The 24351-nt window shown below is 73.3% G+C and carries 21 protein-coding genes and 1 pseudogene; 13 read left to right on the top strand and 9 right to left on the bottom strand.

The window, feature by feature from the left end; genetic code table 11:
- Window positions 1-184: 184 nt before the first annotated feature.
- Window positions 185-1006 (top strand): SDR family NAD(P)-dependent oxidoreductase, encoded by an 822-nt coding sequence (locus tag ACFXOZ_RS31550; protein WP_380593495.1) that lies wholly within the window; start codon window positions 185-187, stop codon window positions 1004-1006.
- 230 nt (window positions 1007-1236) lie between these two features.
- Here ACFXOZ_RS31550 and ACFXOZ_RS31545 read toward each other — a convergent pair whose 3' ends face one another.
- Window positions 1237-2787 carry an RICIN domain-containing protein gene (locus ACFXOZ_RS31545; protein ID WP_380593494.1) on the bottom strand — a complete coding sequence of 517 codons (1551 nt, stop codon included), beginning with the start codon at window positions 2785-2787 and terminating at the stop codon, window positions 1237-1239.
- A 234-nt stretch (window positions 2788-3021) separates the two neighbouring features.
- Window positions 3022-3822: an SAM-dependent methyltransferase gene (locus ACFXOZ_RS31540; protein WP_380593493.1), complete on the bottom strand. Its 801-nt coding sequence runs from the start codon at window positions 3820-3822 to the stop codon at window positions 3022-3024.
- Window positions 3823-4023: 201 nt separating this feature from the next.
- On the opposite strand from ACFXOZ_RS31540, the gene ACFXOZ_RS31535 reads away from it, so the two are divergent.
- Window positions 4024-4959, top strand: a complete 936-nt coding sequence (locus ACFXOZ_RS31535) for a RimK family alpha-L-glutamate ligase (RefSeq protein ID WP_380593492.1) — start codon at window positions 4024-4026, stop codon at window positions 4957-4959.
- Window positions 4960-4988: 29 nt separating this feature from the next.
- Here ACFXOZ_RS31535 and ACFXOZ_RS31530 read toward each other — a convergent pair whose 3' ends face one another.
- The 3 genes from ACFXOZ_RS31530 to ACFXOZ_RS31520 form a co-directional block, all read right to left on the bottom strand.
- Complete coding sequence (locus ACFXOZ_RS31530) at window positions 4989-5504, bottom strand: nuclear transport factor 2 family protein (protein ID WP_380593491.1); 516 nt, start codon at window positions 5502-5504, stop codon at window positions 4989-4991.
- Between the two features lie 4 nt (window positions 5505-5508).
- Window positions 5509-6873: an FAD-dependent oxidoreductase gene (locus ACFXOZ_RS31525; RefSeq protein WP_380593490.1), complete on the bottom strand. Its 1365-nt coding sequence runs from the start codon at window positions 6871-6873 to the stop codon at window positions 5509-5511.
- A gap of 219 nt (window positions 6874-7092) precedes the next feature.
- Entirely contained in the window at window positions 7093-8715 is a 1623-nt protein-coding gene (locus ACFXOZ_RS31520; RefSeq protein ID WP_380593489.1) for a PucR family transcriptional regulator, read from the bottom strand.
- A gap of 154 nt (window positions 8716-8869) precedes the next feature.
- On the opposite strand from ACFXOZ_RS31520, the gene ACFXOZ_RS31515 reads away from it, so the two are divergent.
- The 8 genes from ACFXOZ_RS31515 to ACFXOZ_RS31480 all read left to right on the top strand — a co-directional run bounded on the left by ACFXOZ_RS31515 (window position 8870) and on the right by ACFXOZ_RS31480 (window position 17963).
- The gene (locus ACFXOZ_RS31515; protein WP_380409523.1) at window positions 8870-9934 is read left to right on the top strand and encodes an ABC transporter ATP-binding protein; all 1065 of its coding nucleotides are present in this window, start codon (window positions 8870-8872) and stop codon (window positions 9932-9934) included.
- A gap of 40 nt (window positions 9935-9974) precedes the next feature.
- A complete protein-coding gene (locus tag ACFXOZ_RS31510; RefSeq protein ID WP_380523727.1) occupies window positions 9975-11180 on the top strand; it encodes an ABC transporter substrate-binding protein in 1206 nt (401 codons plus the stop codon).
- On the top strand, window positions 11180-12124 hold the full coding sequence (locus ACFXOZ_RS31505; RefSeq protein ID WP_380523725.1) for an ABC transporter permease: 945 nt from the start codon (window positions 11180-11182) through the stop codon (window positions 12122-12124). Before ACFXOZ_RS31510 ends, ACFXOZ_RS31505 begins: the two co-directional genes overlap by 1 nt.
- Window positions 12125-12147: 23 nt before the next feature.
- Window positions 12148-12960, top strand: coding sequence for an ABC transporter permease (locus ACFXOZ_RS31500; protein WP_380593488.1), 813 nt, complete (start codon window positions 12148-12150; stop codon window positions 12958-12960).
- 381 nt (window positions 12961-13341) lie between these two features.
- Window positions 13342-15252, top strand: coding sequence for a putative Ig domain-containing protein (locus tag ACFXOZ_RS31495; RefSeq protein ID WP_380523720.1), 1911 nt, complete (start codon window positions 13342-13344; stop codon window positions 15250-15252).
- A 135-nt stretch (window positions 15253-15387) separates the two neighbouring features.
- Window positions 15388-15837: a hypothetical protein gene (locus tag ACFXOZ_RS31490; protein WP_380523718.1), complete on the top strand. Its 450-nt coding sequence runs from the start codon at window positions 15388-15390 to the stop codon at window positions 15835-15837.
- A gap of 137 nt (window positions 15838-15974) precedes the next feature.
- Window positions 15975-17123: a serine hydrolase domain-containing protein gene (locus ACFXOZ_RS31485; protein WP_380593487.1), complete on the top strand. Its 1149-nt coding sequence runs from the start codon at window positions 15975-15977 to the stop codon at window positions 17121-17123.
- Between the two features lie 54 nt (window positions 17124-17177).
- Window positions 17178-17963: a MerR family transcriptional regulator gene (locus ACFXOZ_RS31480; protein WP_380593486.1), complete on the top strand. Its 786-nt coding sequence runs from the start codon at window positions 17178-17180 to the stop codon at window positions 17961-17963.
- A 104-nt stretch (window positions 17964-18067) separates the two neighbouring features.
- Here the strand turns inward: ACFXOZ_RS31480 and ACFXOZ_RS31475 are convergent, their stop codons facing one another.
- On the bottom strand, window positions 18068-19720 hold the full coding sequence (locus tag ACFXOZ_RS31475; protein WP_380523712.1) for an ABC-F family ATP-binding cassette domain-containing protein: 1653 nt from the start codon (window positions 19718-19720) through the stop codon (window positions 18068-18070).
- A 257-nt stretch (window positions 19721-19977) separates the two neighbouring features.
- The gene (locus ACFXOZ_RS31470; protein ID WP_380593485.1) at window positions 19978-21048 is read right to left on the bottom strand and encodes an alpha/beta fold hydrolase; all 1071 of its coding nucleotides are present in this window, start codon (window positions 21046-21048) and stop codon (window positions 19978-19980) included.
- A 186-nt stretch (window positions 21049-21234) separates the two neighbouring features.
- On the opposite strand from ACFXOZ_RS31470, the gene ACFXOZ_RS31465 reads away from it, so the two are divergent.
- Window positions 21235-21786: a CGNR zinc finger domain-containing protein gene (locus ACFXOZ_RS31465; RefSeq protein ID WP_380523708.1), complete on the top strand. Its 552-nt coding sequence runs from the start codon at window positions 21235-21237 to the stop codon at window positions 21784-21786.
- 116 nt (window positions 21787-21902) lie between these two features.
- Here ACFXOZ_RS31465 and ACFXOZ_RS31460 read toward each other — a convergent pair whose 3' ends face one another.
- Both ACFXOZ_RS31460 and ACFXOZ_RS31455 read right to left on the bottom strand, forming a co-directional pair.
- Window positions 21903-22334 (bottom strand): Ohr family peroxiredoxin, encoded by a 432-nt coding sequence (locus tag ACFXOZ_RS31460; protein ID WP_380593484.1) that lies wholly within the window; start codon window positions 22332-22334, stop codon window positions 21903-21905.
- Between the two features lie 142 nt (window positions 22335-22476).
- A complete protein-coding gene (locus tag ACFXOZ_RS31455) occupies window positions 22477-22998 on the bottom strand; it encodes a DUF5662 family protein (protein WP_380593483.1) in 522 nt (173 codons plus the stop codon).
- A 118-nt stretch (window positions 22999-23116) separates the two neighbouring features.
- On the opposite strand from ACFXOZ_RS31455, the gene ACFXOZ_RS31450 reads away from it, so the two are divergent.
- On the top strand, window positions 23117-24064 hold the full coding sequence (locus ACFXOZ_RS31450) for an ABC transporter ATP-binding protein (protein WP_380593482.1): 948 nt from the start codon (window positions 23117-23119) through the stop codon (window positions 24062-24064).
- A pseudogene (locus ACFXOZ_RS31445) lies at window positions 24061-24351 on the top strand (ABC transporter permease); the annotation flags it as partial. The gene ACFXOZ_RS31450 and the pseudogene ACFXOZ_RS31445, both read left to right, overlap by 4 nt.

Genomic DNA, 24351 nt, shown 5'->3' with positions numbered 1-24351 from the left:
AGCCCGTGCCGATCACCGCCGCCCGTCCTCCGCCCCGTTCGGCTCCGGGGCGGGGGCGGGCGGTCGTCTCCGCAGTACACCTTTCTCGCACCACACTCCTTCTCGCACCGGCGGCCCCGGCGCGGGCGGCCGCGCGCCGCCCCGTCGCCGTACCCCGCCGGTGCCCAGCACCCTTGGATGGGTCATGTCCGACACCGTTCTGTCCGCCCGTACCGCCCTCGTCACCGGCGCCTCCTCCGGCATCGGTTGGGAGACCGCCCGGCTGCTCGCCGGGCGGGGCGCGAACGTCCTGGTGCACGCCCGCACCGCCGCCGAGGCGGAGGACGCCGTCGACCGGCTGATCGCCGCCGGCGCCCGCCGCGACCAACTCGTCGAGCTGGCCGCCGACTTCACCCGGCTGGCGGAGGTCGCGGTGCTGGCCGGCACGGTCGTCAAGCACTACCCGGCGCTGGACCTGCTGGTGAACAACGCCGCCGTGATGGCGCCCGAGCGCTGCACCCTGACCGACGACGGCAACGAGCTCTCGCTACAGGTCAACTTCCTGGCCGCGCACCTGCTGGCCAAGCTGCTCCGGGCCCCGCTCTCGGCCGCCGGGGACGCCCGGATCGTCAACGTGTCCTCCTCCCTGCACCGCACCGCGTCGATGAACTGGTCGGACCCGCACCGGGTGAAGAAGTACTCCCGGGTCGCCGCGTACGCCCAGTCGCAGCTGGCGCTCACCATAGCGACCGCCGAGATGGCGCCGGCCGGCTCCGGCGTCACCGCCGTCAGCCTCAACCCGGGCCTGTGCGACACCGCGCTGCTGCCGCTCTACGGGCGGGTCGGCGCACCGGCGGCGGAGGGCGCGGCGGCCGTGGTCCGGCTCTGCCTGCCGGATGCCGAGATCGCCAACGGCGCCTACTACGACGGCGGCGTCGCCGCGCCGACGGCCCAGGCCGCCCAGGAGGAGCGGTCGCAGAAGCGCCTGGTGAAGCTCGCCGACCAGCTGGTCGGCCGGGCCGCCTGAACCGCGTCCACCCACCCAGGACCAGGAGGAGCACGGTGTCCAAGCGCGCCCGCAAGAAGAAGGCCCGGCGGAAGAAGAAGGCGAACCACGGCCGCAAGGCCTGTCAGTGACCGCGTAGCGGAGCCCCGGGCCCGCCGTCCTCAGCGCTGAGCGAGGACGACGGGCCCGGGGTCGTGCTGCCGGGGCCTTGGCCCGGCGCCTCGGGGCGTGGTCCAGGGCCCGGGAGCGGCTCAGGCGAGGGTCGCCCAGTCCTGGGTGTTGGCGTTGCCGGCCGCGTTGACGACCACGGCCGCTCCGGTGCTCACGGCGGCGCTGTCGAGCACGTAGCCGGTCGCCGGGTTGGTGATCGTCAGGGTGCCGCTGCCGTTCTGGGTGACCTGCCACTTCTGGTACTGGCTGGCGGAGTTGAAGGCCTGGAGGGTGACCTGGCCGCCGGCCGCGGCGGGCGCGGTGAGGGTCAGCGGGGTCGGGCAGCTGTCGTAGATCCGGGTGGTGCCGTCCGCGTTCGGGTCCAGCTTCCACTTCTCCGAGGCGTGGGTGGAGTCGTAGGTGTCGAGGTCGGCGACCACGTTGGTGGAGTTGGCGCACTGCCCGGCGTGCTCCAGGGCCAGGCCGCCCCCGTTGGTGAAGGCGTGGTACTGGTTGTCGCCCACCGGGTTGGGCCCGTAGTCGACGGTGTGGGCGGCCAGGTAGTTGAGCGCGCTGCCGGTGGTGGCGAGGTTGCCCAGCGGTCGGTCGTTCTTGAAGTAGTCGGCGAAGGTCGACGGGGCGTGCGAGGTCAGCAGGGCGACGGTGCCGTTCCAGCCGCCGTCGACGTTGTTCCACAGGTCGAGCAGCGAGCCGTCCACGTTGCCCTGGACCTGGTCGCCGGTGTTCCAGCCGGTGGTGTAGGTGAACGGGTAGCTGCTGCCGTCGGGCCAGACGTAGCGGTAGTCACCGAGCAGGTAGGCGGCCGTGGAGTCGGCGAAGCCCTCGGTCCAGGCGCAGCTCGCCGAGTTGACCAGGTTGACGTAGTGCGGGCTGCAGTTGCTCACCGCGGGGAACACGCCGTTGTACAGGCGGTGCATCAGGAAGTGGCCGGACTCGTGCAGCACGGTGTGCTCGGAGTCCGGGTCGGCGGCGGCCAGGTGGACGGTGCCGGCCAGGTCGTAGTACGTCCCGTCGGCCGAGTTCGCCGTCCAGCGGACGGTGAGTTCGGTGCAGGCGTTGTTCGCCTCGTGCGAGGACCAGCAGGCGGTGGCGGGGTTGTTCCGGTGCTGGTAGAGCAGGTTGACGGTGTCGAAGGCGTGCCAGGCCCGGGCGGTGGCCGCCGGGGGTTTGACCGTGCCCAGCGAGGTGCTGGCGGCGATGTTGTTCTGGGTGGCGGAGTCCAGCGTGTACGGGGTGCCCGTGGTGTCGGCGACCTTCCAGTACTGGTTGCTCTCGGTGCGGAACCGCACCCACAGGCTGCTCATCGAGGTGGTGGCGGCCGGGGTGTAGCAGAGGTTGAAGCTGCCGTCGGCGGCGCTGGTCAGCTGGTAGTCGGCGGTCAGCTGGTGGGCGGTGTCGGTGACCTTCTCGGCTCCCCACAGCTGGGCGTCCGCGCTGCGCGCCGGTTTGGTCTGGGTGGGCTTGGCCGGGCCGGCTTCGGCCGACTGGTAGTCGTACTGGAGCGTACCGCTGAGACAGATCGGGCTCGCGGCCCGGGCCGGCGTCGCGGTGAGCGGAACGACGGCGGAGACGGCGAGGAGGACGGCGCCGAGGGCGGCGGAGCCGTGCGACAGCCGGATGCCGAAGGCCATGGAGGGCTTCCTCTCCTGGGGAACACGCCTGCGGAGGTGACACGGTTCGATGACGACCGAGTCCGCAGCCCAGGATCGGGGCCCGACACCTCAGGGGGTAAGAGCGCGCGGTTGCGCGCCGATGAGCCGGTAGTCGGATGGAATCACTCTGGTGGTGAACGCGACGGCGCCCGCTCCGGGCGCCGTCGGCGCGCCGGTGCGCTGCGGCCGGCAGGTCGGCCGTCTGTCCGGCCGTCAGTTCCTGCGGGCCAGGCCGCAGGAGATCAGCCGCTCCCACACCGTCAGGTCGCCGGTGTCACCGTCCCCGGGATCCGGGCGCCACGAGGAGCAGAACTCCAGCCCCGGTTCGAGCAGTTCGAGCCCGCCGAACAGGCCGAGCAGCTCCTCGTCGGTGCGCCAGCGGCCGCGGCCGAGACTGCCCTGGAGCTTCTGCTCCGCGAGCCGGGTCTCCTCGTTCGCGCCGGAGCGGAAGTGGGAGACGTACACCAGGCTGCCCGGGGCCACCCGGTCCGCCCACCAGCGCACCACGTCGGCGGGCCGCTCGTCGTCGTTGAGGTGGTGCAGGACGGCGCTGAACAGGACGCCCACCGGCCGGTCGAAGTCGATCAGGCGCCGCACCTCGGGGTGCTGGCGGATCGTCTCCGGCGCGCGCAGGTCCGCCTGGGCCACGGCGGTGCGGTCGTCGGTGGCGAGCAGCGCGCGGCCGTGGGCCAGCACCATGGGGTCGTTGTCGACGTAGACGACGTGCGCGTCGGGGGCGTGCCGCTGGGCGACCTGGTGCACGTTGTCGGCGGTCGGCAGCCCGCTGCCCATGTCGATGAACTGCCGGATGCCGTCGTCGGCCATCGCGCCCACGGCCCGCACCAGGGCCCGGCGGTTGGCGAAGGCGATCGCCACCGAGCCCGGCAGGTCCCGCAGGAAGAAGTCGCCGATCTCGCGGTCGACGGGGAAGTTGTCCTTGCCGCCCAGCAGGTAGTCGTAGACCCGGGCGATGCTCGGCTTCGACCGGTCGATCCCGCTGCTCTCATCGGCCATGCTGGCAACCCCGTCCTCGGCGTCCGTCGTGGGCCCGATCGTAGGAGAACGTCCTGGTCCCGGGCGGTAACCGACGGTTGATGTCGCGGAATCGGGCAGGTCCTGCCTGCTCCTGCCTGGTCCTGCCAGAGCCTGTCCGGATCTGTCCGGGCGGGTGAGGCGGTCTTGTCCCGGGCGGGCATCGGCCGTCCAATGGCCGGTATGGCATCGAGCGAGCTCGTCCTGATGACCGATCACAGCTCGACCGAGGGCAGCCGCGACACCCTCGTCGCCGCGGTGCACGCCCTGACCGGCCGGGCCCCCGCCCTGCTGGACGCGCGACACTTCACCCCCGGCGGCAGCGGCCGGATCCGCACCGACGGCGAGGAACCGCGGCTGGAGGCGGACGGGGTGAGCGTGGGTGCCGACACCGTGCTGGTCTACGAGATCCCGCCACACCGGCGCCGGGACTTCGAGACGGTCCAGCACGGGCTGCGGGCGGCCGGCGTGCGCTCCCTCGGGACGAACGCGGCGGCCTGGCGGGCGGCGACCGAGAAGGACCGGACCGTCGCGTGCTTCACCCGTGACGGCATCGCCCACATGCCGACCGTGGCCTTCACCCGGCCCGACGCCGAGGAGGCCGCCGAGGCGTTCGAGCGGCTGGGCCGCGACGTCTGGGCCCGCCCGACGATCGGCATGGGCGGTACCGACGTCTTCCACGTTTCCACCCATGCCCAGCTCCGGGCCGCGGCCGAGTTCTACGCCCGTGCGGGCACCGGTTGGCTGATCGCCCGTGACGCCCGGAACTTCGGGCCCGACGGGCGGCGCCACCAGTACCGCGTGGTGGTGCTCGGCGGACGGGTCCTGCGGGTGGTCGAGCACGTCCAGCCGGACCCGGACGCACCGTGCAACGAGAGCCGGGGCGCCGTCTCCACTCGCCTGGAGCCGGGGGACCTGCCCGCCGGCCTGGCCGAACTCGCCGTCGCCGCGGCCGAGTCGCTCGGCCTGTCGTTCGCCGGGGTGGACCTCGCCGCGGAGAGCGGCGGCGTCGTCTTCGAGGTCAACGTCCACCCCGCGTTCGGCACCGACCGCGGCCTGGAGACCGTCGCCGTCCCCTACGTCGCCGCTCACCTGGCCGCCGGCGGAGTGTCCGGCTGAACCGTGCTCCGCCGCCCCCGGAGAAGTCCTCAGCCGGACGGGGTGGTCCCGGTGAACGGTGTGGCGGGCGCGGCGTGCGCGGTCGGCGCGGCGGCGGAGTCGGCGGCGGAGTCGGGGAGGACGCCGAGCTGTTGCAGGACGCCGGCCCGGTCGTAGGCGTCCACGGAGCGGGCGATCCGGCCGTCCTCGGCGAACTCGAGCAGGCTCATCAGGTAGAGCGAGAACCGCTTGCCGCGGCTGGACTCCGGGAGGCAGAGGAAAGGCTCCCGGACGGTGGCGCTGTAGTGCACGTGGGCCACCGCGTGGGACGGGCCGACCACCACGCCCTGGCTGACCGAACGGATGTCGGAGAAGAGCTCGCCGGCCCGGCTGAAGTACTCGTGCAGCTCCCGGTGGCCCCGGTAGGTGTGGTCGAACGCCTTGTCCTCGATCACGGCGTCCTCGGTGTAGTACTCCATCGCGTCGGCGGGGGCGGTGGGGGAGTCCCACATGGTCACCCAGCGTTCGACGAACGCCTTCCGCTCGCTCGGGTCGAAGTCCGGCACGGGTTCAGTCCTTTCCACGTGGGGGCGCGGTTCGAGGGGTGGGGCCCGGAGACCAGTGCCGGAGCACGGCGGCCATGACCCGTGGCGCCGCCAGTTCGGCCGGTGAGCCGGTCAGGCTGACGGCGTTCCACACGGCGGTGGCGACCCGGGCGTCCTCGGCCGCGGCGCGCATGGTGGCCTGGAAGGACCTCGCCAGCAGGCCGGCGACGGCGGGGTGGGTGCCGGGGACCTGGGGCATGGCCCGGTCGGCCATGGTGGAGAACAGCCACGGGAGCCGTACCGCCCGGGCGGCCTCCCGGTAGAAGCGCCGGGGCAGGCCGGCCGGACCGGCGGCGAGGCACCTGCGGAGCGCCCTGGCCTCCAGGGCGGCGACCGTCATGCCCGCGCCGTAGATCGGGTTGAGGCTGCACAGTGCGTCGCCGGTGGAGATCAGCCCGTCGGGGAGCCGGCGCAGCCGGTGGAAGTCCCGGCGCAGGGAGGCCGGGTAGGCGAAGGAGGAGACCCCGGTGATCGGCTCGGCGTTGCGGAGCGCGGTCGACGTCCCGGCGGGGAGCAGGTCCTCGGCGAAGTCGAGGAACCGCTCCGGCGAGAGGGGCGGGTGGTCGTCCTTGCCGAAGCCGTAGAGGGAGAGCACCCAGGCGTCGTGCTCCTGCTGGGTGAGGACGGCGCCGCGGGGGCGGGTGGTGGTCGCTCCGATCAGCACGCCCTTGGCTGCTCCCAGGGCGCCCGGGGCGACCCGGTAGCGGCGGCTGGCGTAGGCGACGTCGACGGCCAGGCGGGCCGTGGACGGCGCCCGGTACCCCAGGGACCTCAGCCAGGCCGCGCCCCGGCCCGCGCGGCCCATCGCGTCCACGACCAGGTCCGCGTGGACGGCCTCGGCGGAGTCGGGCTCGCCGGGGCGGGCCAGCCGGACCCCGCCGACCCGGGCCGGACCGGCGGTGATCGGGTCGGCGGTGATGGGGGCGGCGGTGATGGGGGCGGTGGCCTCCAGCCCCGACCGCAGGGTGACGCCGGGCAGCGCGCGGACCCGCTCGCGCAGCCGGTCCTCCAGGAAGGGCCGGCTCACCTGGAGCACCCGGCCGAGCGGCACCTGCCGTAGGCGCGACCCGAAGAAGACGATGTCGAGCTCGTCCAGGGCCCCGGCCAGGGTGCCGCCGTCGGCCGCCAACTCCTCGACTAATCCCGGGAAGAGCTCCGCCAGGACCTGCGCGCCGCCCGGCGTGAGCGAGTGGACGTGCGCCCCCTGCGGGACGCCGCGCCGGACGTCGGGGGGTTGCGGGTAGGTGTCCCGCTCGACGACGGTGACGTGCTCGAAGAACCCGGAGAGGGCCCGGGCGGCGCACAGGCCACTGATCCCCGCACCGAGCACGAGCGCGTGGCCCGCTCCGCCGCGACTGCCGCTGCGCCTGCTTCGCCGTGGACCCACGGTCGGCTCCGATCCCTCGCCGCCCGCCGACGGACGGGCGCCCCCACCCTGCCACCCGGCTCCCGGCCCGCACCACCGGGCAGTCACCCGTCCGGGTGATGGCGGCGGACCGGGCTCACCCGATCGGGTCCCCACCGCTGGCGGGGTGCCGGCGCGTTGGGGTCAGTCCTGCGGCTGCACGGCCGGTTGGCGTTCGGGGTAGGCGGCGAGCAGGGCCAGCCAGAGCTGGAAGCGGTCCTGCATGGAGGCCAGGGAGCGGCCGGTGAGCCGCTCGATCCGGTCCAGCCGGTAGCGGACGGTGTTGCGGTGGACGTACAGCCGGTCGGCGACCGCCTGCACCGAGCAGTCCGCCGCCAGGTAGGCGTGCAGGGTCGTGACCAGGTCGGCGCGGTTGGCCTCGTCGAAGCGGGTGAGCGGGCGCAGCACCTCGGCGGCGAGCTGCTTCAACGGCAGGTCGGGGCTGGACAGCAGCAGGCGGGGCAGGTTGAGCGGGTCGCCGCCGTGCACCCCGGGGCCTTTGGCGAGGGCGGCCTGGGCCTCGAACCAGCTCCAGCGCAGCCCGTCGACGCCCCGGTAGCAGCCGCCGACGCCGACCGCCGCGCGGGTGTCCAGGCCGGAGAGCGCGGTGCCGAGGCGCCGGGCCAGGTCGTCGACCGGCGCGGAGCGGGGGAGCACCGCCACCAGGTACCGGTTGACGACGGCGGTGAGCACCGGCTCGGCGGAGTCGGGGTGCTCCGCCGGCAGCCAGGGCAGCCGGGCGAGCCGCCGGTCCGCCTCCGGCCCGCCGCGTCCGTCCGCGGCCCGCCCGTCCGCCTGCGCCCCGGCCCCGGCCCCAGAGCCGGACCCGGACCCGGCCCCCTCCGGCGCCAGCCGGCCCAGCACCACCCGGTGGGCGGCCCGGGGGTCGAGCCCGAACGCGGCGAGCCGGCGCTCGGCGGTGGCCGGCGCGATCACGTCCCGCACGATGTCCTCGACGACCTGGCCGACCAGCTCCCGCCGCCCGGCCAGGTGGGCCTGACGGCGGGCCAGCTCCAGCCCGACCAGCCGGACGGCGTACGGGAGGACGTCCGCCGCCGGGCCCGCCGAGCGCAGGCAGAGGAAGGCCGCGACCGCGCCGTCGACCTGCACCGGCAGCCGCAGCGGCCCGGCGCCGCCGGGCACCTCCGCGCCCGTCCGCCCGGCGGCCAGGTGCTCCGGCCGCCCGGCCGCCCGCAGCTCCGCGAACAGCGCCTCCGACCGCTCCGGACTGGCGGCCAGCACCACCCCGTGCCGGTCCACCACGGCGACCTCCGAGCCGGTGGCCCGCCGCAGCACCCGCAGCAGCGCGGTCAGGCCCTCGCCGCCGAGCAGCGCCTGGACCAGCAGGTCGTGCTGGTCGACCAGCCGCCGCTGCGCGCTGTGGTCCTCGGCCGTGATCCGTTCGGCGACCAGCCGGTTCACCGCGATGAACGGCGTCTCGTACGGGACCTCCAGCACCGCCAGGCCCTGCCGTTCGGCCTCGGCGACGGTGGCCCGGGGCACGGCGGGGTGGCTCAGTCCGGTGCCGAAGCCGATCCCCGAGGCGCCGGCGGCCGCCACCCGTTGGACGAAGGCGGTCTGCGCGGCGGCGCCGCGCTGCCGCAGGCCGGTGGTGAGGAGCAGCTCGCCGCCCGTCAACCACTCCGTCGGGTCGGCGAGTTCGGTCACCGCGACCCAGCGCACGACCCGGTCGAGCCCGGCCGTGCCGGTGCACAGTCGCAGGCCGAGGCCCTCTTCCCGAAGCAGATCGCGCAGCGTCACCGGCATGCGCCGGACTGTAGCGCCGCACAACTCGCCGACGGAAGACCGTGCGGGCGTCCATAGCCGGGCGGGGTGATCCCTTCCTAGGGTTCCGTGCGAACCGACACGACAACCCGTCCGTACCGTCCGCTTGTCGTACCAGCCAGAAGGGCCACCGGAGTTGAGCAGCCACGACCGTCCACCCCGACCGGAGCCGGCCCCCGGCGCGGTCCGGCTCGAAGGGCTGGCCAAGACCTTCGACGGCCAGGTCCGCGCGGTCGACGGCGTCGACCTGGACATCGGCGAGGGCGAGTTCTTCGCGATGCTCGGGCCCTCCGGCTCGGGGAAGACCACCGTGCTGCGCATGATCGCCGGCTTCGAGGCCCCGAGCTCCGGCCGGGTCCTGCTGGGCGGCGCCGACGTCACCGGCCTGCCGCCGTTCGACCGGGACGTCAACACGGTGTTCCAGGACTACGCGCTGTTCCCGCACATGACGATCGAGCAGAACGTCGGCTACGGCCTGATGGTCCGCCGGGTGCCGAAGCCCGCACGGGCCGAGCGGGTGCGTGCGGCGCTCGCCATGGTCCGGCTGGAGGGCTTCGAGCGCCGCCGCCCGGCCCAGCTCTCCGGCGGCCAGCGCCAACGCGTCGCGCTGGCCAGGGCGTTGGTGAACCGCCCGAAGGTGCTGCTGCTGGACGAGCCGCTCGGTGCGCTCGACCTGAAACTGCGGCACGAGATGCAGGCCGAGCTCAAGCGGATCCAGCGCGAGGTCGGGATCACCTTCGTGTTCGTCACCCACGACCAGGACGAGGCCCTGACGATGAGCGACCGCGTCGCGGTGTTCAACGCGGGCCGGATCGAGCAGGTCGGCCCGCCCGCCGAGGTGTACGAGCACCCGGCCACCGCCTTCGTGGCCGGCTTCGTCGGCACCTCCAACCTGCTGGACGGCCCGGCCGCCGAGCAGGTGGTGGGCGAGGCCGGGCTGTTCAGCGTCCGCCCGGAGAAGATCCGGATAGCGCACCCGGACGACCCGGCCGGGCCGGACGAGCTGTCCGCCACCGGGCGGGTCGCCGAGGTCGTCTACGCGGGCGGCCACACCCGCTTCCTGGTCGACCTGGAGGCCGGCGGGCGGCTGACCGCCGTCCGGCAGAACGTCGACGAGGGCTCCGCCGACGTCCTGCGCCACCGCGGCGCCGAGGTCGTCCTCGCCTGGCAGCGCCGGCACACCGTCCGGGTCGGCTCCTGACCCACCCCCACCCCCTCACCGAAGAACGGAACACCCCGCCATGCGCATCCCCCTGATCGCCCGCGCCGCGGCCGCCGCCACCGCCGCCGTCCTGCTCGCCGCAGGGTGCGGCAGCAGCAGCGGCGGCACGGGCGCCGCGAACGGCTCGCACGGGCTGAACCCGCCGAAGCTGCCGATGCTCCAGTCCCTGGGCGCCGGGGAGGGCCAGGTGAACCTGGTCGCCTGGGCCGGGTACGCCGAGGACGGCTCGGACGACAAGGGCGTCGACTGGGTCCACCCCTTCGAGCAGCAGACCGGCTGCAAGGTCAACGCGAAGATCGCCGGGACCTCCGACGAGATGGTCTCGCTGATGAAGACCGGCCAGTACGACGCCGTCTCGGCCTCCGGCGACGCGACCCTGCGACTGATCGCCGCCGGTGACGTCGCCCCCGTCAACACCGCCCTGGTGCAGAACTACGCGGACGTCTTCGACGGCCTCAAGAACCAGCCCTGGAACTCGGTGAACGGCCAGATGTACGGCATCCCGCACGGCCGCGGCGCCAACCTGCTGATGTACCGCACCGACAAGGTCACCCCGGCCCCCGACTCCTGGAGCGTGGTCTTCGACGGCGCCGCGCCCTACGCCGGCCACGTCACCGCCTACGACTCCCCGATCTACATCGCCGACGCCGCGCTCTACCTGATGAAGACGAAGCCGGAACTCGGCATCACCAACCCGTACGCGCTGGACGCGACCCAGCTCAAGGCGTCCGTCGACCTGTTGAAGACCCAGCACAAGGCGATCGGCGAGTACTGGAGCGACTTCCAGAAGTCGGAGAACTCCTTCAAGACCGGGGACACCGTGGTCGGCACCAGCTGGCAGGTGATCGCCAACCTGGCCCAGGCGGACAAGGCGCCGGTCAAGGCCGTGCTGCCGAAGGAGGGCGCCACCGGCTGGTCCGACACCTGGATGGTGTCGGCCAAGGCCGCCCACCCCAACTGCGCCTACCAGTGGATGAACTGGATCGTCTCGCCGACCGCGAACGCCCAGGTCGCCCAGTGGTTCGGCGAGGCGCCGGCCAACTCCAAGGCCTGCGACCTGACCACCGACAAGGGCTTCTGCACCACCTTCCACGCCGCCGACGAGGCCTACTGGAAGGACGTGTACTACTGGACCACCCCGGTCAAGAGCTGCCTGGACGGCCGCACGGTGGCCTGCACCGACTACGCCGCCTGGACGTCCGCCTGGACCGAGATCAAGGGCTGATGACCGCGACCGGCACGACCGGCCCGGCGACCGGCCCGACCGGCACGGCCGCCGCACCCGCCCCGGCACCGCAGCCGCGGCGGGGCGGCGTGCGGCGGGCCGCCTCCGTACTGCACCGGCACGCCGGGCTGCGGCTGGCGCTGCTGCTGTCCGTCCCGATGGCCTGGCTGCTGCTCGCCTACCTGGGGTCGCTGGCCGTCCTGCTGCTCTCGGCCTTCTGGGCGGTCGACGACTTCACCTACGACCTCGTCCGGGTCTGGAACACCGCCAACTTCCACACCGTCCTCACCGAGCCGGTCTACCGGACGATCGCCCTGCGCACGCTCGGCATCGCCGCCGCCGTCACCGTCATCGACGCCGTGGTGGCCTTCCCGATGGCCTTCTACATGGCCCGGATCGCCCGGCCGCGCACCCGCAAGCTGCTGGTGGTGGCCGTCCTGACGCCGCTGTGGGCCAGCTACCTGGTGAAGGCCTACGCCTGGCGGGTCATCCTCGGCCAGGGCGGCGTGCTGGACCGGCTCGGCGCCCCGTTCGGGCTGTCCAGCCCGGGGTACGGCACCACGGCGGTGATCCTGGTCCTCGCCTACCTGTGGCTGCCGTACATGATCCTGCCGGTCTACGCCGGACTGGACAACCTGCCCGGCAACCTGCTCGACGCCTCCGCCGACCTGGGCGCCTCCGCCTGGCGGACCTTCCGCTCGGTGGTCCTCCCGCTGGTCCTGCCCTCGGTGTTCGCCGGGTCGGTGTTCACCTTCTCGCTCAGCCTGGGCGACTACATCACCGTACGGATCGTCGGCGGCAAGACCCAGGTGCTGGGCACCGCGATCGCCGACAACGTGACGCTCAACCTGCCGCTGGCCGCCGCGCTGTCCTGCGTCCCGGTGGTGATGATCGTCGGCTACCTGCTCGCCGTGCGCCGCACCGGCGCCCTGGACTCGCTGTAGGACCCCTTCGGAGGCGTACCCCCGTGATCCTCTCCCGCCGCACCCGGATCGCGCTGCGCGCGGCCACCTTCCTCGGCCTCGCCGTCGTCTACCTGCCGCTGCTGCTGGTGCTGGTCAACTCGTTCAACCGGGACCGCTCCTTCGCCTGGCCGCCGACCGGGTTCACCACCGAGTGGTGGGTCCGGGCCTGGCAGTCCGAGGGCGCCCGCAGCGCCCTGGTCTCCTCGCTGCAGGCCGGGGCGGGGGCCACCCTGGTGGCGCTGGTCCTGGGCACCATGACGGCCTTCGCCGTCCAGCGGTACCGGTTCTTCGGCCGCCAGGCGGTGTCCTTCCTGGTGATCCTGCCGATCGCGCTGCCCGGCATCGTCACCGGCATCGCGCTCAACGCCGCGTTCCGCACGGTGCTGGGCCCGGCCGGCATCGGCTTCGGCCTGCTCACCGTGGTGATCGGGCACGCCACCTTCTGCGTGGTGGTGGTCTTCAACAACGTCCTCGCCCGGCTGCGCCGGCTGGCCCCCTCGGCCGAGGAGGCCTCGGCGGACCTCGGCGCCCACACCTTCCAGACCTTCCGGTACGTCACCTTCCCGGCGGTGCGGTCGGCCCTGCTCGCGGGCGGCCTGCTGGCCTTCGCGCTGTCCTTCGACGAGATCGTGGTGACCACCTTCACGGCCGGTCCGACCGTCCAGACCCTGCCGGTCTGGATCTACGCCAACCTGGCGCGCCCCAACCAGGCCCCGGTGGTGAACGTGGTGGCGGCGGTGCTGGTGCTGCTCTCCGTCGTCCCGGTGTACCTGGCCCAGCGGCTGTCGGCGGACAGCGCCGGCGGGCGGTTGTGACAGGTGTTGTGCGACAGCTGGTTCCGAAAAAGCTGCAATGTTGAAACGGTGACGTTTCACCGAATGTCGAAACAGTCTTCCGAGCGATATTCAGTGAATGCGAAGGGCGGCGAATTGACTTCCCATCACTCCCTTCACCTGCCCGGACGCCGTTCTTAATGTTTCCTTACCCGCAGCCGTTGACCACCGTTCATCAACTCTGCTTTCCTTCATCCCCAAGCAGCTGGCCCCACCGAGAGACCGTCAATTCCGGCTGTCCGGAAGATAGAACCGGATTCGGCGCTCGGTGGATTCCGCCTGCTGCTCCTTCCCCACAAAGGGATCGTTCGCGGCCCCCCGGCCGCAACGGGCGATCGGTAAGCAGAGAGGCACCCTCACCCCATGGGTCACTCCCCCAGAATGCGGCGCGCGAAGAACGCGGCGCTCACCGGCCTGGCGTCCATCGCGCTCGCCGCCGCCGGTCTCGCCGGCGCGGCCGGACCGGCCGCCGCCCAGGACATCTCCAGCTCCTCGGGCAGCGTCAACAACGAGTTCAACCCCTGGAGCCCCCAGAACGGCCACCCGTATCGCCACGGCGCGGTGATGGGCAAGCAGCAGCAGAAGAAGTACAAGGAGTGGATGGCCGCCCACAACCAGGCGGCGGCCACCGGCCAGGAGACGCTCTCCTACGGCGGCGGCGTCGACGGCATCGGCGTGCAGAGCGGCCACTCCAAGGTCTACCTGGTCTTCTACGGCACCCAGTGGGGCACCCAGAGCACCGACGCCAACGGCAACGCCAAGTTCTCCGGCGACTCGGCCGGCGCGGCCGGTGCCACCCAGCAGATGTTCAAGGGCATCGGCACCAACGGCGAGACCTGGTCGGCCGACCTGACCCAGTGGTGCGACGGCCCCAACGTCGCCTCCGGCGCGGTCAGCTGCCCGTCGAACGCCAACTTCATCCCGTACCAGAGCGGCGGCGTGCTCTCCGGCGTCTGGTACGACAACGCGGCCGCCTCGCCCGCCTCGGCCAGCGGCAACCAGCTGGCCCAGGAGGCCGTCAAGGCCGCCGGCCACTTCGGCAACACCACGGCCGCCGCCAACCGCGACGCGTACTACATCGTCCTGTCGCCGCACGGCACCAACCCGGACGACTACCAGAACCCCACCACCGGGTACTGCGCCTGGCACGACTGGAACGGTGACACCACCCTCAACGGCGGCGCGGCCAGCTCGCCCTACGGCGACATCGCCTTCTCCAACCAGCCGTACAACATCGACCAGGGCAGCAGCTGCGGCGTCGGCTTCGTCAACTCGCCCGGCACGCTGGACGGCTTCACGATGACCCTCGGCCACGAGTGGCACGAGATGATGTCCGACCAGAACCCGGCCGGCGGCTGGACCAACCACGTCTCCGGCAGCTCGTACAACGGCCAGGAGAACTCGGACGAGTGCGCCTGGATCCAGCCCGGCTCGACCGGTGGCGCCGCCAACGTCTCCTTCGGCTCCTACGGCACCTTCGCCGAGCAGGCCAGCTGGTCGAACGACACCAACTCCTGCGCCATCACCCACGCCATCCTGAACCACGGCGGCGGCACCACCAACACCGTCACGGTGACCAACCCGGGCAACCAGTCGGGCACCGTCGGCACGGCGGCCAGCCTGCAGATCGGCGCGAGCGACTCGGCCTCCGGCCAGACCCTGACCTACTCGGCCACCGGCCTGCCCGCCGGCCTGTCGATCAACTCCTCGACCGGCCTGATCTCCGGCACCCCGACCGCCGCCGGCACCGCCAACGTGACGGTCACCGCGACCGACACCACCGGCGCCGCGGGCAGCACCACGTTCAGCTGGACCGAGTCCGGCGGCTCCGGCGGCGGCAACGCCGTCACCAACGGCGGCTTCGAGACCGGCAGCCTGAGCGGCTGGACCGCCGCCGGTACCACCTCCGCCACCACGGGCGCGGCGCACAGCGGCAGCTACGGCGCGATGGTCGGCTCCACCAACCCGACCGGGGACTCCTCCGTCGCCCAGACCTTCACCGCCCCGACCGGCTCCAGCAAGCTGTCCTTCTGGTACAGCAACACCTGCGACGACACGGTCACCTACGACTGGGCCACCGCCACGTTGAAGGACAACACCACCGGCACCACCACCACGGTCCTCGCCAAGACCTGCACCACCACCGGCAGCTGGACCAACAAGACGGCCGCCGTCACCCCGGGCCACTCGTACACCCTCACCCTGAGCAACCACGACGACAACTACCCGGGTGACCCGACCTACACCTACTACGACGACGTGACCGTCTCCTGACGATCGCCTCGGCTCGACGCACCGGGGTGGGCCTCGCGCCCGCCCCGGTGCGGTATTTCCGCATTCGGGGGGATCCGATCCGGCGTCCCGCGCGTCGAACCACCACCGCTTCCACCCCGACCCGGAGGAACCCCCGTGAATCTCGGCAGACCCCTCACCCTCGCCCTCGGCTGCGCCGCCGCCCTGCTGGCCCTGACCGGCTGCGGCTCCACCGGCGCGCCCGCCCCGGCGTCCCCCACGGCCCTGGTCACGATCAAGCCGGCCGCCGTGACCGCCGACGAGAAGGCCAACCACACCACGGTGAAGGCGACCGTCGGGGCCACCGTCGCGGTCGAACTCCAGGGGACGTACTGGTCCGCCGCCACCAGCTCCGCCCCCGAGGTGCTCTCCCCGCTCGGCTCCCCGACCACCGCGCCGTCCCCCTCCTGCCGCCCCGGCGGCGGCTGCGGCACCGTCACCACCTCCTTCACCGCCCGTACGGCGGGCACGGCCCACCTGACCGCCTCCCGCACCGTCTGCGGCGAAGCCCTCAACTGCACGCCGAACCAGCGCAGTTACGACGTGACGATCGAGGTCACCGGCTGAGTCACCGGCCAGTCCCCGGCGCGGTGCGCAGCGCCGCTGTGAGCCGGATCACGCTTGAGCCCGCCCCTGGGGCAGGGTGGAGATTCGTCGTAGCAGCCGGACCGCGGTCCGGGCACGACGAACACCGGGGAGCACCCATGACCACCACCCACCCTGACCGGTCCGCCGACCCCGACCAGGGGCAGGACCGACCGGAACTGCGGCGGGCGATCGAGGAGCTGGCCGGCTCCGGCTTCCTCGGCGTGCAGCTGCGGGTGAGCGACGAACGGGGCAGCTGGGCCGGCGGCGCCGGAGTGCGCGAACGGGGCGGCGACGCCCCGGCGCTGACCGACGGGCACTTCCGGATCGGCAGCAGCACCAAGAGCTTCGTCGCCACCACCGTGCTGCTGCTGGTCGCCGAGGGCCGGATCGGCCTGGACACCCCCGCCGACCACTACCTGCCCGAACTCGGGCTGGACCACCGGATCACCGTACGGATGCTGCTCCAGCACACCAGCGGCGTGTTCAGCCACACCGGCGAGCTGCTGGCGGACGGCACGGTCGAGCCCGGCGTCCCCTGGCGGGGCAAGGACTGGGTGGACCTGCGCTTCCACACCTACCGGCCCGAGGAACTGGTCCGGCTGGCGCTGTCCCGGGCGCCGAGGTTCGCGCCGGGGGAGGGCTGGAGCTACTCCAACACCAACTACGTGCTGGCCCGGCTGGTGATCGAACGGGCCACCGGCCGGACGTTCGCCGAGGAGCTGCGGCGGCTCGTGCTGGCCCCGCTGGGGCTGACCGGCACCGTGGCGCCGGGCAGCTCGCCCGAGCTCCCCGAGCCGCACCACCACGGCTACTACCGCTACCGGGACGGCGGGCAGGAGCGCACGGTCGACGTCACCCGGCACGACCCCAGCTGGGTCGCGGCCGGTGGCGACATGATCTCGACCACCCAGGACCTGCACACCTACTTCGCCGCGCTGATGGGCGGCCGACTGCTGCCCGCCGGGCCGCTGGCCGAGATGCGCACCCCGGAGGAGCGGGCCGGCTACGGCCTCGGCCTGTTCGCCCAGGACCTCGGCCCGGCCGGCGGCACGATCTACCACCACAACGGCGCCACCATCGGCTCGGCGGCGCTGATGTACGGCTCCGCCGACGGGAGCCGGGTCCTGACAGCCGGTCTGAACTTCGTGGACGACCCGGAGATGTCCGTCGCCGCGGGCTTCCAGCGGGCCCAACAGCTGCTGGTGGGCGCGGTGTTCGGCGGCGAGCAGGCCGGGCCGGCCGGGCCGACCGGGTCGGCGGGCTGACCGGCCGACCGCCGGCCGCCGGGCCCGGGCCCGATCGCACGGGAGACTTGGCGCATGATGAGCGGAGTCACGATCGGTCAGGCGGCGTCCTTCCTCGGCGTCTCGGTGAAGACGGTGCGGCACTACCACGAGCACGGGCTGGTGGCGGAGCCGCCGCGGGACGGCTCCGGCTACCGGCGGTACGGCTCGGACCACCTGCTGCGCCTGGTGCAGGTGCGCACGCTGGCCACCGCCGGGGTCCCGCTGGCCGAGGTCGGGCCGCTGCTCGACGCCGGGCCCGAGGAGTTCACCGCCGCCCTGGCCGACGTCCGACGACGGCTGGCCGAGCGGATCGCCGAACTGGAGGAGCGCCGCGCCACGCTGCACCGGCTGGCCGAGGGCGACCGGGCCCTGCTGTCCGACCGCGCCTGCGCCGTCCTGGACCGGATGGCCGGACTCGGCTTCGGCCCGGACTACGTGGCCGGGCAGCGCGAGGCGCTGGTGCTCGCCCGGGTGCTGGTGCCCGGCGGCTTCGACGCCTTCCTCGCCCAGCTCGAACGACAGCTGGACGACCCCGGTTTCGTCGACCTGGCCCAGCGGGCCTGGGATGCCGAGGGCTGGGAGCCGGACGATCCGAGGATCGAGGAACTCGCCGACGCCATGGCCGAGCGCTACCTCGCCAACCCCGCGCTGCTGGCCGATCCGGCCGGTCTGGAGGCCTGGAGCAGGGCCGCCACCCAGTACCGGCTGATCGACCGCCACCGCGAGGACCAGACCCCGAGCGCGGCCCGGCTGACCGCCCTCACCGAGGCCAGGCTCCGCTCGGCAGGGGCGCCGGCGCCCCGGGTGCCCCGGCGGTGAACCGCGTTGGGGCCGCCTCGGGGGTGCGCGACGCCCGGAGGGCAACGGCCCGGCGGCCGGCGGGGCTCGGCGCGGCCCCGCCGGCCGCCGCGGGGGAGCGGGCCTCAGGCGGTCGGGGCGCCGGTCTCGGTCAGCGTGCCGTCCGCCAGCCGCAGCCAGCGGTCGACGCCGATGCCGGCCAGGAAGCGTTCGTCGTGGCTCACCACCAGGAACGCCCCCTGGTAGGAGTTGAGGGCGCCCTCCAGCTGCCCGACGCTGACCAGGTCGAGGTTGTTGGTCGGCTCGTCGAGCAGCAGCAGCTGCGGTGCGGGCTCGGCGCACAGCACGCAGGCCAGGGTGGCGCGCAGCCGCTCGCCGCCGGACAGCGCCCGCACCGGCAGGTGGGCGCGGGCGCCGCGGAACAGGAAGCGGGCGAGGATGTTCATCCGCTCGGCCTCGGGGCGCTCCGGCGCCGCGGCGGCGAAGTTCTCCGCCACGGTGCGGTCCTGGTCCAGCAGGTCCAGCCGCTGGGAGAGGTAGGCGACCCGGCCGTCGGCGCGCTTGACCTGGCCCTCGTCCGGGGCGAGGTCCCCGACGAGCAGGCGCAGCAGGGTCGTCTTCCCCGCGCCGTTGGCGCCGAAGAGGGCGATCCGCTCCGGGCCGCGGACGGTCAGGTCGATCCCGCCGTCCGCGAACAGCGGGCTGCCGTCGCGCCGGACCTGGAGCTGCTCGCCGATGAAGAGGTCGCGCCCGCTGGGCACCCTGGTCCCGGAGAGGTCGAGGGTGAGCCGCTGCTCCTCGCGCACGGCGCGCCCGGCCTCGTCCAGCCGGGCCTTGGCCTCGTCGACCCGGGCGGAGTGCACCTGGCCGGAGCGCCCGGCCGACTCCTGGGCGCCGCGCTTCATGTTCCCGGCGAAGATCCGGGGCAGCCCGGCGTTCTTGAGGTTGCGCGCGGCGTTGCCGGCCCGGCGTTCGGCGCGCTCCCGGGCCTGCTGCATCTCGCGCTTCTCGCGCTTGAGGTCCTGCTCGGCGTTGCGGACGTTCTTCTCGGCGACCTCCCGCTCGGCCTGGACCGCCTCCTCGTACGCGGTGAAGTCGCCTCCGTAGAGGCGCAGTTCGTGCGAGTCGAGTTCGGCGATGCGGTGCATCCGGTCGAGCAGGGCGCGGTCGTGGCTGACCAGCAGCAGGCAGCCGTTGAAGTCCTCCAGCGCGTCGTACAGGCGGTGCCGGGCACCGAGGTCGAGGTTGTTGGTGGGCTCGTCGAGCAGCAGGACGTCCGGTCGCTTCAACAGCTGGGCGGCGAGGCCGAGTCGGACGACCTGGCCGCCGCTGAGGGTGCCCAGTCGGCGGTCCAGCGGCAGCGCGCCGAGGCCGAGGCGTTCGAGCTGGGCGAGGGAGCGCTCCTCGATGTCCCAGTCGTCACCGATGGTGGTGAAGTGCTCCTCGGCGACGTCCCCGGACTCCACCGCGTCGATGGCCCGGATCACCCCGGCCACGCCGAGCACTTCGGCGACCGTGAGGCCGGCCGTGAGCGGGAGGTCCTGCGGGAGGTAGGCGGCCGTGCCGTTGATCGTCACCGACCCGCTGGAGGGGCGCAGTTGACCGGCGATCAGCTTGAGCAGGGTGCTCTTGCCCGAGCCGTTGGGCGCGACCAGGCCGGTGCGGCCGGTGCCGACGGAGAAGGAGAGGTCGTGGAACACGGGGGTGTCGTCCGGCCAGGAGAAGGACAGCTGGGAGCCGACGACGGACGCGGAGGACGCAGAGGACGCAGAAGACATGGAGGACTACCTGGAAGTGAGCGGGCGGAGACGAGTCCGGCCCGGATGAGACAGGGGGACTGGGTACGACGATTCCGACCGCTGCACTGGGCGCCCTGCGCCCGCAACGGTCAAGAAGCCCGGGACTCACCCGGAGATGTCGTCGTCACCCGCCATGTCTGCTGCACTCCTCGTAGGGGGGTAGGTCGTTCGCCAGCGTAGCAGTCCGCTTCGCCCCGCGCCGTTCGTTTTTCCGGCGCGAGGCGCGGGACTCGGCGTCAGAGCCGGTCGGCGTCGACGACGGCCTGGGCGAAGGCCGTCGGCGCCTCCTGGGGGAGGTTGTGGCCGATGCCGGGCAGCGTCCGGTGCTCGTACGGGCCGGTGAACATGGACCGGTACGAGGAGCCGTCGCCGGGGGCGGGGGTGAACGGGTCCAGCGCGGGGTCGAGGGTGACGGTCGGCACCTGGATGGTCGGCTTGCGGGCCAGCAGGTGCTCGTCGTGGTCGTAGCGGCGCTCGCCGTCGGCCAGGCTCAGCCGCCAGCGGTAGTTGTGGACCACGATCGCGGCGTAGTCGGGGTTCTCGAAGGCGGCCGCGGTGCGCTCGAAGGTGGCGTCGTCGAAGTTCCAGGTGGGGGAGGCGGTCCGCCAGACCTCCCGGGCGAGGTCGTGCCGCAGCTTCGGGTCCTGCATGGCGCGTTCGCCGCGGTCGGTGGCGAAGTAGTACTGGTACCAGAAGGCGTGCTCGGTGACCGGTGCGATCGGGTTCCGCTGGGCGTCGCGGTTGGTGATGAGGTAACCGGTCACCGACACCAGGGCCTTGACCCGCTCGGGCCACAGGGCCGCCAGGATGTCGGCGGTCCGTGCGCCCCAGTCGAAGCCCGCGACCACGGCGCGGTCGATCCGGAGCGCGTCCAGCAGCGCGATGATGTCCCGGGCGATGGCCGACTGCTGGCCGTTGCGGACGGTGCGCGCGGAGCGGAAGCGGGTGCTGCCGTGGCCGCGCAGGTAGGGGACGATCACGCGGTAGCCGAGGTCGGCGAGCAGCGGGGCGACGTCCAGGTAGCTGTGGATGTCGTAGGGCCAGCCGTGCAGGCAGAGCACCACCGGCCCGTCGGCGGGCCCGAGTTCGGCGTAGCCGACGTCGAGCACGCCGGCGGTGGCCTGGCGCAGCACCGGGAAGGTGGTGTGGGTGCCGGGGGTGATCGTCGGTACCACCGGGGCCGGGCCGGAGCGGCCGCGGGTGGGTGCGGGGGCGGCGCCGGCCGTGCCCGGCAGGCCGGCCAGCGCGAGGGCGGCCGCGCCGGCGCCGAGTCCGACGGTCCTGTGGAAGCTGCGCCTGTCGATCATGAGTTGCCCTCCGGAAGCTGCGGGGCCGGTACGGGAACCGGACCCGGGCGGAACGTTACTGGTCTGGACAGTGATGGAGCGGGCGACGCGGCGCATCGCCGTCGGGAAGTCCCCCGGAGACCCGGGAAGGCTCAGGGGAGTGCGCCGGGCATTGCGTTCGGGGCGGTGACTGGTCAGTATGGTGACGTGATGCACGCCTTCCCCTGCGGGACCCTGCCCCTCGACTTCGTCGGCACGCTGCGCGCCCGGCGCAACGCCGCGCCGCTGGAGAAGCTGGCCGCCCCCGAGCAACTCGACGCCTGGTTCGTGGAGTCCGGGATGTTCGACGGCGGCGCCGGTGCCGACGAGACCGACCTCGACATCGCGGTCGACCTGCGCGAGTCGATCTACGCCCTGGTGGCCGCCCGGCTGGACGGGCAGCCGATGCCGGCCCGGGCGATCGCCGAGCTGAACCGGCACGCGGCCGGACTGCCGGTGACGCTGCGCCTGCACGCCACCGGGGCGACCAGGAGCGGATCCGTCTCCCAGGGCCTCGCGGCCCTGGCCCGGGAGGCCGTCGAGATCCTCGGCGGCGACGACGCCGCACTGCTGCGGGAGTGTGCCCGGCCGGAGTGCACCCAGGTCTACCTGGACCGCTCCCGCGGCCACCGGCGTGAGTGGTGTGCCATGCGGACCTGCGGCAACCGGGTCAAGGCCGCGTCCTACCGGGCCCGCCAGCACGGCGGTGCCGACGACTGACGCCCCGCCGCAGGGTTGGTCCTCCGCCCCCGCCCCGGCCGCTGCTGCGGCCACCGGGCGGGGGTTCGGCGTTTGCGCGTCCGGTCGGGGCCCGGACGCGACCCGTGCCGGTGGCGTCAGCCGGTCACCGCGGTCGCCTGCACGGTCACCGGGATGTTGCCCCGGGTCGCCTTGGAGTACGGGCAGATCCGGTGTGCCGCGTGGGCCAGCTCGGTGGCCGTCTCCTGGTCCACGCCGCCGAGTTCGAGGGTGAGGACGGCGCTCAGGCCGAACTCCCCGTCGTCCCCGTGGGTCAGCGTGGTCCCGACCGCGATGGAGGTGCTGGTCAGCCGGACCTTGCGGTCGGCGGCGGCGCGCCGGACGGCGCCCAGGAAGCAGGCGCCCCAGCCGGCGGCGAACAGCTGCTCGGGGTTGGTGGCGCCGCCGGCGCCGCCCAGCTCCTTCGGGACGGCGAGCGAGGTGGTGAGGCTGCCGTCGCTGGAGGCGACGTGCCCGCCGTTGCGGCCCTCGCCCGTCACGATGACGGTTCCGGTGTAGCTGACTGCCATGACTGTGCCTCCTGGTGAGTGTCCGTCCGGTGCGCCTGCTCTCTGCGTCACCGGTTCAACTGGTGACGAGTATTGAGCGAGGCCGTCATGGCAGTCAAGGCGCTGGTGCTCAACTGCCCTGGTTTGTCATGGATAATCCAGATCATTCACAGTCATTCGGCTCGATGTCGTAACTTCCTTGACCGGTTATGGATGGATCGGGCTCCGCGGTCAGCCACCCGAAGTGGCCGGCCGTGTTCGTCAGGACGTCCATCAGCTGCGGTGCGATGCCGAACCGTTCGCGGTTGATCGCCAGGCTCTCCACGAGGTCGCCGTGCGGGGTGCGTTCGGTGGCCGCCTTCCAGTCCGCCAGCATTTCGAGCAGGTCGACCAGGGTCATGCCGTTGATCCCGTCGGCGAAGTGCTCCGGGTGGTGGCGGTTGTGCGCGTAGTGGTGCCGCAGCCCCTCGCCCATCGTGTCGACCAGGGCCCGGTACTCCTCGCTGCCGTAGGCCGCGGCGCGCAGTCGCGGCACCACCGCGTCGTAGACCGGCCGTTCCGGCTCGCGGGTCTTGCTCAGGTCGTGCCGGACGGAGCGGTCGAGCAGCTCCTTGATCAGCTCGCCCATCAGCTCGGCGACCCGCAGGCTGTGCCGGAGGGTGTCCGGCGTGGAGTCGTACGACATGGTGATGTGCCCCTTCGTGTAGGCCCCTCGGACTGCTGTTCCCCCGGAGTTCAACCGCGCGCTCCTGACGCCACCCCGTCAACCCCCTACCTTCCCTGGGGGACTGCGAGAAGGAGCCATGGAAGACACGCAACCTGCCGTACGGGCACGGGGATTGACGAAGTGCTTCGGTGACGTCGTGGCGCTCGACGGGGTCGGGCTGGAGCTGCTCCCCGGGCGGATCCACGGGCTCGCCGGGCCGAACGGCGCGGGGAAGACCACCCTGCTCGGGCTGCTGCTCGGGCTGGCCGTCGCCGACGGGGGCGAGCTGGAGGTGCTGGGCAGATCGGTCGGCCGGGCGCTCGCGGCACCGGACGGCGTGGCCGGCTTCGTCGACGGCCCCGGCCTCTACCCCTCGCTGACCGCGCGGCGGAACCTGGCCGCGCTGGCGGCCCTGCGCGGGGAGGACGCCGGCGCGGGCCGGATCGACGAGGTGCTGTACGAGGTCGGGCTGCGGGACGTCGCCGACGACCGGGTGCGCGGCTTCTCCCTGGGCATGCGCCAGCGGCTCGGCCTGGCGGCCGCGCTGCTCACCCGGCCGCGGCTGCTGGTGCTCGACGAACCCTCCAACGGCCTGGACCCGGCGGGCCAGCAGCACGTCCACGGGGCGCTGCGCCGGCTCGCCGAGGACGGCGTGACCGTCGTGCTGTCCAGCCACCGGATGGACGACCTGGAGTCGCTCTGCTCCGAGGTGACGATCCTCGCCACCGGGCGGGTCCGGTTCTCCGGCCCGCTGGGCGGGTTGGCCGCCGACACCCGCGCGCTCGACCACCGGCTGCTCACCTCCGACCTGGGCGCCGCGCGGCGGGTGGCCGTCGGGACGGCCGGGGTGACGGTGCTGGACGGGGCCGGGGCGTGGCGCGGTACGGAGGCGCTGGTGGTGCGCGCCACCGGGCCGGCCGTGGAGCGGCTGGTGGACGGACTGGTGCAGGAGGGCGTCCGGGTGCGCGAGGTCGCCCCCGTGGTGTCGCCGCTGGAGGCCGCGTACCTGGCCCTCACCGAGGAGCAGCAGGAGGACGGACGATGAGCACGGTCACGGCCGGGGAGACGGCGGCCGGTGCGGCGGCAGGGGCCGGGGCGCGCCGGGTGCCGGTGGGCCGGGTGTACCGCTTCGAGCTGGTGAAGCTGGTCTCGCAGTGGCGGATCCGCCTGCTGGTGCTGGCCTGTTGGGCGCTGCCCGGGCTGTTCGTGGCCGCCGTCGCCCAGCAGGGAACGCTGCCCTCCGACACCCTGTTCGGCCGCTGGATGCACGCCACGGCGTGGGCCGGCCCGCTGGTGCTGCTGGGCTTCGCGGGCTCCTGGGCGCTGCCGTTG

Origin of the sequence: Kitasatospora sp. NPDC059160 (assembly GCF_042755465.1) — a bacterium.
Taxonomy (GTDB): domain Bacteria; phylum Actinomycetota; class Actinomycetes; order Streptomycetales; family Streptomycetaceae; genus Kitasatospora.
This window is presented reverse-complemented; position numbering and strand designations above follow the sequence as displayed.